A 12,119-nucleotide genomic window follows, 5' to 3' on the forward strand; every position below is an offset into this window, starting at 1 on the left:
GCCGATTTAAACCGGACAGTAGTGGGCTTGACCCGAGGATCTAAACACGCCAATAAAATCCAGACGTTGCAGACCCTCGGGACAAGCCCGAGGATGACGTCGGAGTGTTTGGTGAGGGTCGCCATTTATCGGATGATACGAACAGTAGTGAGCCTGTCTCGACATCTATTCACGCCGCGCAAGATCAACGGTTGCAGATGCCCGGGACATCCTTGGGGCTCGACACGGGGACGGAGCATGACGTGATGAGAGGTTTTCCGGTTTCGTGTCAGCCAAGGCGGCCTTCGGGCCGCTTTTTTATTGCCGTTTCAAGACCTGCCGATGCTGCCGGTCAGCAGGCGAGATCAGCGACAACCGCGTCCAGAATAAGCATGCCGGAAGGGGTGCAGCGCAGGCGGGAATTGCCTATCCGTTCCACGAAACCGTGTTGCAGGAGGAATTCCTCCTTTTCCGGGTCGAGGTCGCGGCCGGAAAGGTCGCTCCAGCGGGCGAGATCGATGCCTTCGCGGAGGCGCAGGCCCATCAGCAGCAATTCGTCGGCCTGTTCGTCCGCGCCGAGAAGTTCCTGATCGACCATGCCATGGCCTTCCCGCTCGACGGTCTCGAGCCAGGTTTCCGGGTGACGCTCGGTCACGGTCGCAAGCTTGGAGGCACCAGTGGTCAGGCGTCCATGCGCGCCGGGGCCGATACCGGCATAATCGCCGTAGCGCCAGTAGGTCAGGTTGTGGCGGCTTTCGGCGCCGGGGCGGGCGTGGTTGGAAACCTCGTAGGCCGGCATGCCGTAACGCTCGGTGATTTCCTGTGTCGCCTCATAAAGCACGGCTGAGTGTTCGCCATCCGGCACGATCAGCTTGCCGGCCTTGTGCAGCCCGTAAAAGGGCGTGCCTTCCTCGATGGTCAGCTGGTAGAGCGACAGGTGGTCAACCGCATAGGAGACGGCCTCTTTCAGTTCGGCATCCCATTCGGCCACCGTCTGGTTCGGGCGGGCGTAAATGAGATCGAAGGACATGCGCGGAAAAATCTCGCGCGCCAGCCTTATGGCCTTCAAGGCATCGGCCACGTCATGCAGACGGCCGAGGAATTTCAGATCACGGTCGTTCAGCGCCTGCACGCCGAGCGAGACGCGGTTGACGCCTGCGGCGCGATAACCGCGAAACCGTTCCGCCTCGACGCTGGAGGGATTGGCCTCCATGGTGATCTCGATACCATCAGGCACGTGCCAGAAACGCGAGACGCCATCAAGAAGCGCACCAACCGTCTGCGGGTCCATCAGCGATGGCGTGCCGCCGCCCATGAAAATGCTGGTGACGACACGCGGGCCGCTGAGCGCCCGCATCTTTGCCATTTCGCTGAGGAAAGCCGCAGTAAACCGTTCCTGATCCACCGGGCGGTGGCGGACATGGCTGTTGAAATCGCAATAGGGGCATTTGGCCGCACAGAAGGGCCAGTGCAGATAGATCCCAAAACCGGGATCGCCCGTATCCGGCAGAAGCGATGCGCCGGGGGCAGAAATATGATGCTGCCCGATCATCGGGTTCATGCCTCCAGGCAGGTTTCTACGAATTTCTTGAAGGCGCGGGCGCGGTGCGAAAGAGCAGCGGCGTCACCAGGCTTCCAGCCATGTTTTTCATCCGCCGTCATCTCGCCGAATGTGGTGTCATATCCTTCAGGCTTGAAGACAGGATCGTAACCGAAGCCGCTCGTTCCGCGCGGTGGCCACGCAACCGTACCTTCCACCTCGCCGCGAAAATATTCGACATGCCCGTCCGGCCACGCAAGGCACAGCACGCTGACGAAGCGCCCCGTGCGGTCTTCCGGTTTCGATGCGCCGCGTTCCGCAAGCGCGTCCTCGACCTTCTGCATCGCCATGGCAAAGTCACGCGTGCCGTCCGCCGTCTCGGCCCAATTGGCGGTATAAACGCCGGGCGCACCATTCAGCGCGTCGATCACCAGACCGGAATCGTCGGATAAAGCGGGCAGGCCGGATGCCTTCGCGGAGGCAAGCGCCTTGATGGCCGCATTTTCCTCGAAGGTGGTGCCCGTCTCGTCCGGCTCAACGAAATTCAGCTCTGCAGCCGATTTCGCGGAAAAGCCGAAAGGTCCGATCAGATCGGCGATTTCGGCGATCTTGCCCTTGTTGTGGCTGGCGACGACGATCGTTCTGGTATCGAGCTTGCGCATCACGTTTTCCTGTCGGCTCAGGCAATGACCTGCTTTTGAAGGGCGACCAGTTCGCTGCATCCTGCCTTGGCGAGACCGAGCAGCGTCAGGAATTCCTCTTCGGAGAATGGTGCGCCTTCCGCCGTTCCCTGAACCTCGACGATGCCGCCGGAGCCGGTGATGACGAAATTCGCATCGGTCTCGGCGGAGGAATCCTCGAGATAGTCGAGATCGATGACCGGCTGTTTTGCGAAAATGCCGCAGGAGATCGCCGCGATATGATCCTTCAGGACCTTCTCGACCTTGATCATGTTGCGGGTTTCCATCCATTTCAGGCAATCATGCAGGGCGATCCATGCGCCGGTGATGGAAGCCGTGCGCGTGCCGCCATCGGCCTGAATGACGTCGCAATCGATGCTGATCTGGCGTTCGCCAAGCGCCTGCAGATCGACCACCGCACGCAGCGAGCGGCCGATAAGGCGCTGGATTTCCTGGGTGCGTCCACCCTGCTTGCCGGCGGCGGCTTCGCGCTTCATACGCTCGTTGGTGGAGCGTGGCAGCATGCCGTATTCCGCGGTCACCCAGCCCTTGCCGCTGTTGCGCAGCCATGGCGGCGTCTTTTCCTCAAGGCTTGCGGTGACCAGCACATGCGTGTCGCCGAATTTGACCAGACAGGAACCTTCGGCATGTTTCGAGAAATTGCGCTCGAAAGAAACCTTGCGCATCTGATCGGTTTTTCTGCCTGAAGGCCGCATATGATCCACTCTCCATGTTGGTTCCTGCCTTCTAAGGTGCGCTCCGGGCTTTTGCAAAGCCAATTTCCATTTTGCCGCAGCGGTGCGACGCATTATATTGATACAAACAGGGTTTGGATGACAAAGAACGGACGAGATGGGCTTTTCTGCACCACTTTCAAAAGATCAGGCATCGCTGCTGGATGAACGGTCGCGGGAGATTTTCCGGCGCATCGTCGAAGGCTATCTCGACACCGGCGAACCCTTGGGGTCGCGCAGCCTGTCGCGGCTCTTGCCGATGTCGCTTTCACCGGCCTCCGTGCGCAACGTCATGAGCGATCTCGAGGAACTGGGCCTCATCTATTCGCCGCATATCAGCGCCGGGCGCCTGCCCACCCAGACCGGGCTGCGCTTCTTCGTGGATGCCTTCATGCAGGTGGGCGATCTGCCCGCCGACGAGAGGGCGAGCATAGACCGCCAGATCGGCCCGGTCTCCGGCCATGAACAACCGCTGGAAGGGCTATTGACGGAGGCGAGCCGCATGCTGTCCGGCATGTCGCGTGGCGCCGGGCTCGTGCTGACGGCCAAGAACGACGTCACCCTCAAACATGTGGAGTTCATCAGGCTGGAGCCCACCAAGGCGCTTGCCGTGCTGGTTGGTGACCACAATCAGGTCGAAAACCGCATCATCGAATTGCCGGCCGGTATTTCGTCATCGCAATTGACGGAGGCGGCGAATTTCATCAATGCCCATCTGTCCGGCCAGACGCTGCAGGAATTGCGGGACCAGTTTCAGACGCAGCGGGCGGAGTTGCAATCGGAACTCGGCACGCTGACACAGGACCTCATTGAGCGTGGTCTGGCCATATGGTCGGGTGACAATGAGGAGGGCAAGCTCGGCCGACTCATCGTCCGGGGACGCTCCAACCTGCTCGAGGGCCTCGCCGGCGAGGAAGATATCGATCGCGTGCGCCTGCTGTTCGACGATCTGGAACGCAAGGAAAATCTCATCGAGATCCTCAGCCTTGCGGAAAGCGGTTCCGGGGTCAGGATTTTCATCGGCTCGGAAAACAAGCTCTTTTCGCTGTCCGGTTCATCGCTGATCGTCGCGCCCTATCGGGATGAAGAAAATCGCGTCGTGGGCGCGGTCGGCGTCATCGGTCCCACCAGGCTCAATTATGCCCGTATCGTTCCCATGGTGGACTATACAGCGCAGATCATGGCCCGCCTTTCCCGAAAACAGAGATAGGACAAGCCCGCAAGGTCGGAGAATGCGGCAAGCTTTTCGCCGCAAGCCTTGATTTTTGCCCGTCAAAGCTCGATATCGGGCGCAACCAACAACATTCAAATCTGGAGAACGTCATGACCGACGATACGAAAAAGCCCGGACCTGACGCGGACGTCGCCGAAGAACTTATCGAGCCCGCGCTGTTGGGAGAAGAGACGGTGGAGACTGCCGAACCCGATCCGGTCGAGCTGCTCAGGGCCGAAAACGCCGATCTGCGCGACAAGTTCCTGCGTCTTGCGGCGGAAATGGACAATCTTCGTCGCCGCACCGAGCGCGAAGTCAAGGATGCGAAGTCCTATTCCCTTGCCGGTTTTGCGCGCGACATGCTTGCCGTTTCCGATAATCTTCGCCGCGCTCTGGAAGCCATTCCGGACGAACTCAAGACCAATGGCGAGGCTGGTCTCAGCGGCCTGATCGAGGGCGTCGAGATGACCGAGCGCTCGATGCTGTCGACGCTGGAGCGCCACGGCGTAAAAAAGATCGATGCCGAAGGCCAGAAGTTCGACCCGAATTTCCACCAGGCAATGTTCGAAATTCCCAACCCTGCGGTTCCGAACAACACCGTGCTTCAGGTGGTTCAGGCCGGTTTCACCATCGGTGACCGGGTGCTGCGCCCCGCCATGGTTGGTGTCGCCAAGGGCGGCCCGAAGGTGGAGACCGCCACATCGGCCGAGCCGGGCACCGCCTCCGTCAACGAGAAGGATGCGTGAAGCATTCTCTCACCTAATAAAAACGCGCCTCAAGGGCGCGTTTTTTTGACCATGGAAACGAACCCCGGCAGGCCGCGTCAGGCTGCTGTCGCCTGCTCCTGATTAAGGAAAGCGTAGATTGCCGTGTCGGAATCGGTGGCGCGCAGCTTGGCCACCAGTTCGGGGTCGCGCAATGAGCGCGCAATTCTGGACAGTGCCTTCAGGTGATCCGCGCCGGCGCCTTCAGGCGCGAGCAGCAGGAAAACCAGATCGACCGGCTGGTCGTCCAGCGCCTCGAAATCGACCGGTGTTTCAAGACGTGCGAAGACGCCGGTGATCTGATGGATGCTGTTGAGCTTGCCATGCGGAATGGCGATGCCGTGCCCTACGCCGGTGGAGCCGAGTTTTTCACGCTGGAGGATGACGTCGAAAATTTCCCGTTCCGAGACTCCGGTAATTCTGGCTGCCTTGGCGGCCAGCTCCTGAAGCAACTGCTTTTTGGAATTCACCTTGAGGGCGGGAATAATCGCATCTTGTTGCAGCAAATCTGCCAACGCCATTCTCTTTTTCCTTCATGCCATCGAGACGATGCAGGAGGCAGATACGCTGTTGCGACCTGCCTCCCATGTCTTGTCAGACTGTTCAGCTCTTGATCGTTTCCGCGTCGATCCAGCCAATATTGCCGTCATGACGCCGGTAAACGATGTTGAGATATTCCTTGCCCGGGCTGCGGAAGAGCAGAACCGGTTCGTCCGTCATGTCGAGCGCCATTACGGCGCTGGCGACGGACATCGTCTTTATCTGTTTCGAACTTTCCGCCACGATCGTGGGTGCGTAATCTTCGGGAACCTCGTGGTCCTCATCGGGAACAGCATCCATCACCGTATAGGCGATTTCCGACATCGCGCCGTTCGCTGCGGAACCATTGTGATGATGGTCCTTCAGCTTCCGCTTGTAGCGACGCAGGCGCTTTTCGATCCGTTCGGCGGCTGCATCGAAACTCGCTTGCGGATCATTTGCCTCACCCGCCGCATGCAATACAACGCCCGTGTCGAGGTGCAGCTTGCAATCGGCTGCAAAACGCGATCCCGACTTCTCCACGGTCACTTGGCCTGAATACCCCCCATCGAAGTATTTGGTAACTGCCAGACCTATATTGTCCTCAATCCGCTGACGGAAAGATTCGCCGATCTCCATATGTTTACCAGATACACGCACACTCATGGAAATTTTCCTTTTTGTAGTGATTTGCGAGTACCAGCTTACGTCAAGCCGAGCGCGCATCCAAGCGTTTCGAAGACCTTTAAAAGCCTCCATTCGAATTTTACGCCCATGGACGGTGGAGATGAATCCGTTACAAATAACCTTGCTTATGTGTGCGGCGGGCTTCTAGCCCCAGACGTTGCAAGAGTCAATGGTGCAGCCGGAATGCGGCTGAGAAGCCCCGAAAACGTGATCGTTTGCGCTGCTCAGTAGACGGATAATCTGGCGAGCGCTTTCTTTTCCCGCCGTCTCTGGACGGAGGAGGGGATGTTCATCGCCTCGCGATATTTGGCGACGGTACGGCGGGCGAGATCGATGCCGCTCTTTTTCAGGTTATCGACGATATCGTCATCGGAAAGGACTGCGTCGGCGGCCTCATGCGCGATCATCCCCTTGATGCGGTGACGCACCGCTTCCGCCGAATGGCTGTCGCCGCCCTCCACGGAGCTGATGGAAACGCTGAAGAAATATTTCAGCTCGAACAGCCCGCGCGGCGTCAGCATGTATTTTTTCGAGGTCACCCGGCTGACGGTGGATTCGTGCATCTTGATGGCGTCCGCCACCGTCTTGAGGTTCAGCGGACGCAGATGATCGACGCCATTGACGAGAAAGGCGTCCTGCTGGCGCACGATTTCGGTCGCTACCTTCATGATCGTTCTGGCACGCTGGTCGAGGCTGCGGGTCAGCCAATGGGCCGTCTGCATGCATTCGGAAAGAAAATCCTGGTCCTCACCCGCGCGCGCTTTGTGCCTTGAAACCTCGGCGAAATAGGTCTGGTTGATGAGCACGCGCGGCAGGGTCTCGGGATTGATTTCCACCAGCCATCCGCCTGCGGAGGAGGGGCGAATGATGATATCAGGAACGATGGTCTCCGAAACGGTCGATTCATAGCCCGCGCCGGGGCGTGGATTGAGCGTCCTGATTTCCGACAGCATGTCGAGAAGGTCTTCCTCATCGACACCGCAGAGTTTTTTCAAGGCCACGAAGTCCCGTTTCGCCAGAAGCTCCAGATTGTCGACGAAAGCCCGCATCGCCGGATCGAGCCGATCCTTCTGGGCGAGCTGGATCGCCAGACATTCGCTCAGCGAACGGGAAAATACGCCGGGGGGGTCGAAGCCCTGGAGTATCTTCAAGACGCGCTCCACCGCCGAAAGGGTTGCTCCCAGCCGTTCGGCGACATCGTCGGCGGCGTCCGCCGCGATATATCCGGTCTCGTCGAGCTGGCCGATCAGCGCATCGGCGATCATCCTGTCTTCTGCGGAGGATATGGCGAGCGGCAATTGCTGATTGAGATGGTCGCCTAGGCTTTGTCTCGCCGCAATGAAATCGTCGAGATCGTAGCTTTCGCCGGACCCGTTCCCGGGCATGGATTTCCATTGGCCGGCCAGCTCGGGGGCATCGGCCTTTCTCGGTTCGGTATCGTCGGGAAAGACGTTTTCGAAACTGGTGTCCAGCTGTTCGCCGAGATTGGCGGCGCGGTCGCCATACCAGTCGTCGCTGTCGGATGTTACCGTGGCGGACTTGTCCGGGCTTTCGCTCTCCGTGTCGCCGAAATTCTCCGCATTTTCCGGAGTATCGCTGCCCAAATCGCTGTCGTTTGCCGCAATTTCAAGCAGGGGGTTGCGCTCAATCTCCTGCGCGATGAACTGCGTCAGTTCGAAATGCGTCATCTGAAGCAGCTGGATGGACTGCATCAGTTGCGGTGTCATCACGAGAGACTGGTTTTGACGCAGCAAAAGGCTGGCAGATAATGCCATGGCGGACGCGAAACTCCCCTTACAGCTTCTCCGTCGCCACAATTTTCATAAATTTTGCGAGGGGCAACGAAACTTGGCCCAAAAATTGCTTTTTTATTTTGTTTGGTCAAGCGTCACCGCAGGGCGCGATGAAGAATCTTTCGCGCCCGAGGGCTTAAAGGCTAAAATTATTGCCGAGATAGAGCCGGCGCACGTCCGGATTGTTGACGATATCGTCCGCACGGCCATGAGTCAGGACTTCACCGGCATGGATGATATAGGCGCGGTCGATGAGACCAAGCGTTTCGCGAACGTTGTGGTCCGTGATGAGAACGCCAATCCCGCGTGCAGTCAAATGCCTGACGAGATTCTGGATGTCGCTGACGGAGATCGGATCGACGCCCGCGAAGGGTTCGTCCAGAAGCATGAAGGTCGGATCTGTCGCCAGGGCACGGGCAATTTCCAGACGGCGGCGTTCACCACCCGATAGCGCGACGGCCGGCGACTTGCGCAGCTGCGCAATGTGGAACTCTTCCAGCAATTCGTCGAGCTTGCGGTTGCGCTTGGCACTGTCGGGCTCGTGCACTTCCAGCACGGCGCGGATGTTCTCTTCGACCGTCAGCCCGCGAAAGATCGAGGCTTCCTGTGGCAGGTAACCGACGCCGAGGCGGGCACGCCTGTACATCGGCATGGTGGTGACGTCGTTGCCGTTGATGGCGATCTTGCCGCTATCGACGGGCACGAGGCCCGTGATCATGTAGAAACAGGTGGTTTTGCCCGCGCCGTTCGGTCCAAGCAGTCCCACGGCCTCGCCACGGCGTACGACCAGCGAAACGCCATTGACGACCCGACGCGTATTATAGGTCTTCGTCAGACCATGCGCGATCAGAGTGCCTTCATAGCGGGCCTTGTCGGCCTGTGACGCCGCGTCCACAGGTTGGTCGCGCCCGCCGCCGAATATTTTTGAGATCGAGGGTATTTTCACGAGGTGAGACTACTGTTTCTTCTGCTGCGATTTCGGATCGAGCATGATCCGGACAGGCCCGCCGCAGCTTTCGAGCTTTGCCTGTCCCGAATTCATCAGAACAGTGAGCTTGCAGCCGGTGAAGACATTCGTGCCTTCGGACAGCACGACCTGCTTGCCCGTCAGAATGAAGGTCTGCGCCGCCATGTCGAATTCGCCGTGATCGGCGGTAGCCTTCTGGGTCTCCGACGTCAGGTAGACGTTATTGTCGACGAAGATTTTTTCGATGTTGGCGTCGCCGCTCGTGAGTGACGAACCTTCACCCTTGTAGTTGACCGTCATCTTGCCGGCCTGAAGGGTGGTGGTGCCCTGCACAACTTTTACATTGCCGGTGAAATAGGCCTTGCGCTCCTGATCCCGGATTTCGAGCTGATCGCTTTCGATTGCAATCGGCTGATCGCCGGAAAGCGAAACACCCTTCATGTTGCTGGTGGTGTTCTGGGCAAAAGCCACAGTTGCAAGACAGGAAAAAGCAAAAGCTGCGGCTGTAAAGCCTGCGGATTTGCCAAGGGAAACGGGACGGGAAATTTGCATCATCTGGACCGGGCTCTCATTTGCCTTCATTCTTGATATTGGATGCAGCGATACGTGCCCGTACCTGCCCCGAAAATGTAATCGTCTTGCCATTATCGGCGATATCAATCGATTGCGCAACAATCGAGCCGTCGTTTGTTTTGATTGAAACGGGCTCCTTGCTGCTCATCTTTCCGGCCTTCAGATCGACATCCGCAGACTGGAACTTCGCTTGTATGCCATTGCTGAGATTGATGTCAAAAGGAGCGGTCATCTTCAGCGTGTTGGAGGACCGGTCGAAAAGGCCTTCCTTGGCGATCACCTGGGCAATGCCGTCGTTTATCGGCACCGCGGCCAGAACCTTCTCGAGCGTCATGAGGTTGGGGTTGGCGATATCCTGCAACGCACGGTCGGCGTTCATGGAGTAATCGATCCCCTTCTCGTTGCGGCCGGCAACCGCCGGTTTTTCCATCACGATCTTGCCGTCCTCGATCCTTGCGCTCTCAAGCGACACCTCTTCGGGCGCCCAGGTTCGGATGAGCGAAACGGCGACGAAGGCAAGCGAAACGATCGCTGCACCGAGCGGTAGAATGATTTTCAGTCGCTTCACGCGTGCAGAATGCCTGAGCGCGCGCTCATATGCGCCGTTCTGGTCATTGGGCAGCGGAAATGCTGGCGCTGGTTCGCGGAGTCTTTCGAGCATAGGAGCGGGTCCGGAAAACGTCTTGGGCACCATTCTGGCGCGCAAGTGAAGCTTATATGTTTATCTTGATGTCTCTGGCATGAGTGCTTTGTCCTGCCAATATGGTTTTTGTCTGGAAAGGTGCAAGGGATATGCGAATTTAATCGTAATTCTGGTTTCCTTATTGTTTCCTTGCGGCTTCGCGCTAGAAGAACCATATGGCCATGATGCTCAAGTCGCTTAAAAGGCCGGATGGCAGAGGTTTTCGATGGATAATATGGCGATAGCGGATCGCAGGCGACTGCGCCGCAAGCTGACTTTCTGGCGGGTTGCCGCTGTTCTCCTGTTCGTTGCCGGCATTTTCGGCCTCTACCGGTTTTTATGGGCTGCGCCGCAGCAAAGTGCCAGACCCCATATCGCTCGCGTTGAGGTTTCCGGTCTGATCCAGGACAATACTGAACTTCTGGAGCGGCTCGACAAGATTGCCAAGAGTGACAATGTCAAAGGGCTGATCGTGTCGATTTCGTCGCCCGGCGGTACGACCTATGGCGGGGAGCGCATCTTCAAGGCCATTCGCGGCGTTGCGGAAAAGAAGCCCGTCGTGTCCGACGTCCGTACCCTGGCCGCTTCCGCAGGTTATATGATCGCATCAGCCGGCGATGTCATCGTCGCCGGTGAAACCTCGATCACCGGCTCGATCGGCGTGATCTTTCAATATCCCCAGATCGGCCAGCTGATGGACAAGCTCGGCGTCTCGCTGCAGGAAATTAAGTCTTCTCCCATGAAGGCGGAACCTTCCCCTTTCCATGAAGCTCCCGAAGAGGCGAAGACGATGATCCGCTCCATGGTGATGGACAGCTACGGCTGGTTCGTCGATCTCGTGGCCGATCGCCGCAAATTGCCGCGCGAAGATGTACTGAAACTGGCCGATGGATCGATTTTCACCGGCAGGCAGGCGCTTGCCAACAAGCTGGTCGACATGCTCGGCGGTGAAAAGGAAATTCGCGGCTACTTCGAAACGCGTGGGCTTGCCAAGGATTTGCCGATCGTGGAGTGGAACGCACCGTCGTCCCGTTCGCCTTTTTCGCTTTTCAGTGTTGCGCAAATAGCGAAGCTTCTGGGATATGACGATTTAATTCCGTTTGCGGGCTCCGGCCAGCTCGGTGCGGACAAGTTGTTTCTTGACGGTCTTGTTTCCGTTTGGCAGGTTGAGTCGCATTAAAAATCCAATTCTTTCAGGGGGCAACCGTGATCAAGTCTGAACTGGTGCAGATCGTTGCTGCGCGTAACCCGCACCTTTATCACCGTGACGTGGAAAACATCGTCAATGCGGTGCTGGATGAAATCACCGATGCCCTGGCGGGTGGAAATCGCGTCGAGCTTCGTGGTTTCGGCGCATTTTCGGTGAAAAATCGTCCTTCGCGATCCGGTCGGAACCCGCGCACGGGTGAATCGGTTTTCGTCGAGGAAAAATGGGTGCCCTTCTTCAAGACGGGCAAGGAACTGCGCGAGCGCCTGAACCCCGGTATGGGTGACGAAGAGGACGATTGATCGTCCTCACCGCTTGGCGACGGGGAAACGGAGCCGGCGGAAAGCCCGCCGCGATGGAGTATTGTCGGATGTCGAAAAAAATCATCAACCTCATCATCCTGCTTCCGCTGGCGATCATCCTCGTCATCCTGTGCGTGGCCAACCGTCAGGCCGTAACGCTTGCGCTCAATCCTTTCCGGCCGGAGGATGGACTTCTTTCCTTCACCGCGCCGTTTTTCGTGTTCCTGTTCCTCGCCGTCATTTTTGGCGTGCTTCTGGGGTCTTCGGCCACATGGTTCGCGCAGGGCAAGCATCGCAAACGTGCGCGTATCGAAGCGAAGGAAGCCGTTCGCTGGCATGACGAGGCGAACCGGCACAAAGCCGCGGCGACCGGCCATGTTCCGACTGCGGGACAACTCCCGGCAAAGTGATGGTGCCGACATTTGTTGCGGCTCTAGTCGAGCGACGCTTGGAATGCTATTTGCTGGCGCGATAGGACG

14 protein-coding genes are annotated in these 12,119 nt (G+C 58.2%); 5 read left to right on the top strand and 9 right to left on the bottom strand.

The genetic code is table 11. The features are described 5' to 3' along the window. Positions 1-331 precede the first annotated feature (331 nt). From hemW to rph, 3 genes are read right to left on the bottom strand one after another with little or no spacing between them, the layout of a single operon-like run. Positions 332-1,531: a radical SAM family heme chaperone HemW gene (gene hemW, locus RS75_RS15975; protein ID WP_045022320.1), complete on the bottom strand. Its 1,200-nt coding sequence runs from the start codon at positions 1,529-1,531 to the stop codon at positions 332-334. Between the two features lie 5 nt (positions 1,532-1,536). Next, complete coding sequence (gene rdgB / locus RS75_RS15980; RefSeq protein ID WP_045022077.1) at positions 1,537-2,181, bottom strand: RdgB/HAM1 family non-canonical purine NTP pyrophosphatase; 645 nt, start codon at positions 2,179-2,181, stop codon at positions 1,537-1,539. Positions 2,182-2,198: 17 nt separating this feature from the next. Next, positions 2,199-2,915 carry a ribonuclease PH gene (rph, locus tag RS75_RS15985; protein ID WP_045022079.1) on the bottom strand — a complete coding sequence of 239 codons (717 nt, stop codon included), beginning with the start codon at positions 2,913-2,915 and terminating at the stop codon, positions 2,199-2,201. 136 nt (positions 2,916-3,051) lie between these two features. Here rph and hrcA point away from each other — a divergent pair, with 136 nt between their 5' ends. Then, positions 3,052-4,143: a heat-inducible transcriptional repressor HrcA gene (gene hrcA / locus RS75_RS15990; RefSeq protein ID WP_045022081.1), complete on the top strand. Its 1,092-nt coding sequence runs from the start codon at positions 3,052-3,054 to the stop codon at positions 4,141-4,143. A gap of 113 nt (positions 4,144-4,256) precedes the next feature. Then, a complete protein-coding gene (gene grpE / locus RS75_RS15995; RefSeq protein ID WP_045022083.1) occupies positions 4,257-4,892 on the top strand; it encodes a nucleotide exchange factor GrpE in 636 nt (211 codons plus the stop codon). A 77-nt stretch (positions 4,893-4,969) separates the two neighbouring features. Here the strand turns inward: grpE and ptsN are convergent, their stop codons facing one another. The 6 genes from ptsN to lptC form a co-directional block, all read right to left on the bottom strand. Beyond that, complete coding sequence (gene ptsN, locus RS75_RS16000) at positions 4,970-5,431, bottom strand: PTS IIA-like nitrogen regulatory protein PtsN (RefSeq protein WP_045022085.1); 462 nt, start codon at positions 5,429-5,431, stop codon at positions 4,970-4,972. A gap of 82 nt (positions 5,432-5,513) precedes the next feature. Beyond that, positions 5,514-6,095, bottom strand: a complete 582-nt coding sequence (hpf, locus tag RS75_RS16005; RefSeq protein ID WP_045022087.1) for a ribosome hibernation-promoting factor, HPF/YfiA family — start codon at positions 6,093-6,095, stop codon at positions 5,514-5,516. Positions 6,096-6,340: 245 nt separating this feature from the next. Continuing rightward, positions 6,341-7,891 (bottom strand): RNA polymerase factor sigma-54, encoded by a 1,551-nt coding sequence (gene rpoN, locus RS75_RS16010; protein ID WP_045022089.1) that lies wholly within the window; start codon positions 7,889-7,891, stop codon positions 6,341-6,343. A 154-nt stretch (positions 7,892-8,045) separates the two neighbouring features. Continuing rightward, on the bottom strand, positions 8,046-8,855 hold the full coding sequence (gene lptB, locus RS75_RS16015) for an LPS export ABC transporter ATP-binding protein (RefSeq protein WP_084686994.1): 810 nt from the start codon (positions 8,853-8,855) through the stop codon (positions 8,046-8,048). 9 nt (positions 8,856-8,864) lie between these two features. After that, entirely contained in the window at positions 8,865-9,431 is a 567-nt protein-coding gene (locus RS75_RS16020; protein WP_045022090.1) for an LptA/OstA family protein, read from the bottom strand. Between the two features lie 13 nt (positions 9,432-9,444). After that, the gene (gene lptC / locus RS75_RS16025) at positions 9,445-10,110 is read right to left on the bottom strand and encodes an LPS export ABC transporter periplasmic protein LptC (RefSeq protein ID WP_045022322.1); all 666 of its coding nucleotides are present in this window, start codon (positions 10,108-10,110) and stop codon (positions 9,445-9,447) included. A 247-nt stretch (positions 10,111-10,357) separates the two neighbouring features. Between lptC and sppA the strand changes: the two genes are divergently transcribed. From sppA to RS75_RS16040, 3 genes are all read left to right on the top strand, one after another. After that, entirely contained in the window at positions 10,358-11,311 is a 954-nt protein-coding gene (sppA, locus tag RS75_RS16030; protein ID WP_045022091.1) for a signal peptide peptidase SppA, read from the top strand. Between the two features lie 2 nt (positions 11,312-11,313). Further along, positions 11,314-11,640 carry an integration host factor subunit beta gene (locus RS75_RS16035; protein WP_267884622.1) on the top strand — a complete coding sequence of 109 codons (327 nt, stop codon included), beginning with the start codon at positions 11,314-11,316 and terminating at the stop codon, positions 11,638-11,640. A gap of 68 nt (positions 11,641-11,708) precedes the next feature. After that, positions 11,709-12,050, top strand: a complete 342-nt coding sequence (locus RS75_RS16040) for a LapA family protein (protein ID WP_045022093.1) — start codon at positions 11,709-11,711, stop codon at positions 12,048-12,050. Positions 12,051-12,119 lie beyond the last annotated feature (69 nt).

This window comes from Rhizobium nepotum 39/7 (assembly GCF_000949865.1).
In the GTDB taxonomy this organism is placed as follows: Bacteria; Pseudomonadota; Alphaproteobacteria; order Rhizobiales; family Rhizobiaceae; genus Agrobacterium; species Agrobacterium nepotum.

Bases quoted from the DNA above. Each gene is read 5' to 3' on its own strand.
- hemW (WP_045022320.1), bottom strand. From the start codon at position 1,531: ATGATCGGGCAGCATCATATTTCTGCCCCCGGCGCATCGCTTCTGCCG.
- rdgB (WP_045022077.1), bottom strand. From the start codon at position 2,181: ATGCGCAAGCTCGATACCAGAACGATCGTCGTCGCCAGCCACAACAAG.
- rph (WP_045022079.1), bottom strand. From the start codon at position 2,915: ATGCGGCCTTCAGGCAGAAAAACCGATCAGATGCGCAAGGTTTCTTTC.
- hrcA (WP_045022081.1), top strand. From the start codon at position 3,052: ATGGGCTTTTCTGCACCACTTTCAAAAGATCAGGCATCGCTGCTGGAT.
- grpE (WP_045022083.1), top strand. From the start codon at position 4,257: ATGACCGACGATACGAAAAAGCCCGGACCTGACGCGGACGTCGCCGAA.
- ptsN (WP_045022085.1), bottom strand. From the start codon at position 5,431: ATGGCGTTGGCAGATTTGCTGCAACAAGATGCGATTATTCCCGCCCTC.
- hpf (WP_045022087.1), bottom strand. From the start codon at position 6,095: ATGAGTGTGCGTGTATCTGGTAAACATATGGAGATCGGCGAATCTTTC.
- rpoN (WP_045022089.1), bottom strand. From the start codon at position 7,891: ATGGCATTATCTGCCAGCCTTTTGCTGCGTCAAAACCAGTCTCTCGTG.
- RS75_RS16020 (WP_045022090.1), bottom strand. From the start codon at position 9,431: ATGATGCAAATTTCCCGTCCCGTTTCCCTTGGCAAATCCGCAGGCTTT.
- lptC (WP_045022322.1), bottom strand. From the start codon at position 10,110: ATGCTCGAAAGACTCCGCGAACCAGCGCCAGCATTTCCGCTGCCCAAT.
- sppA (WP_045022091.1), top strand. From the start codon at position 10,358: ATGGATAATATGGCGATAGCGGATCGCAGGCGACTGCGCCGCAAGCTG.
- RS75_RS16040 (WP_045022093.1), top strand. From the start codon at position 11,709: ATGTCGAAAAAAATCATCAACCTCATCATCCTGCTTCCGCTGGCGATC.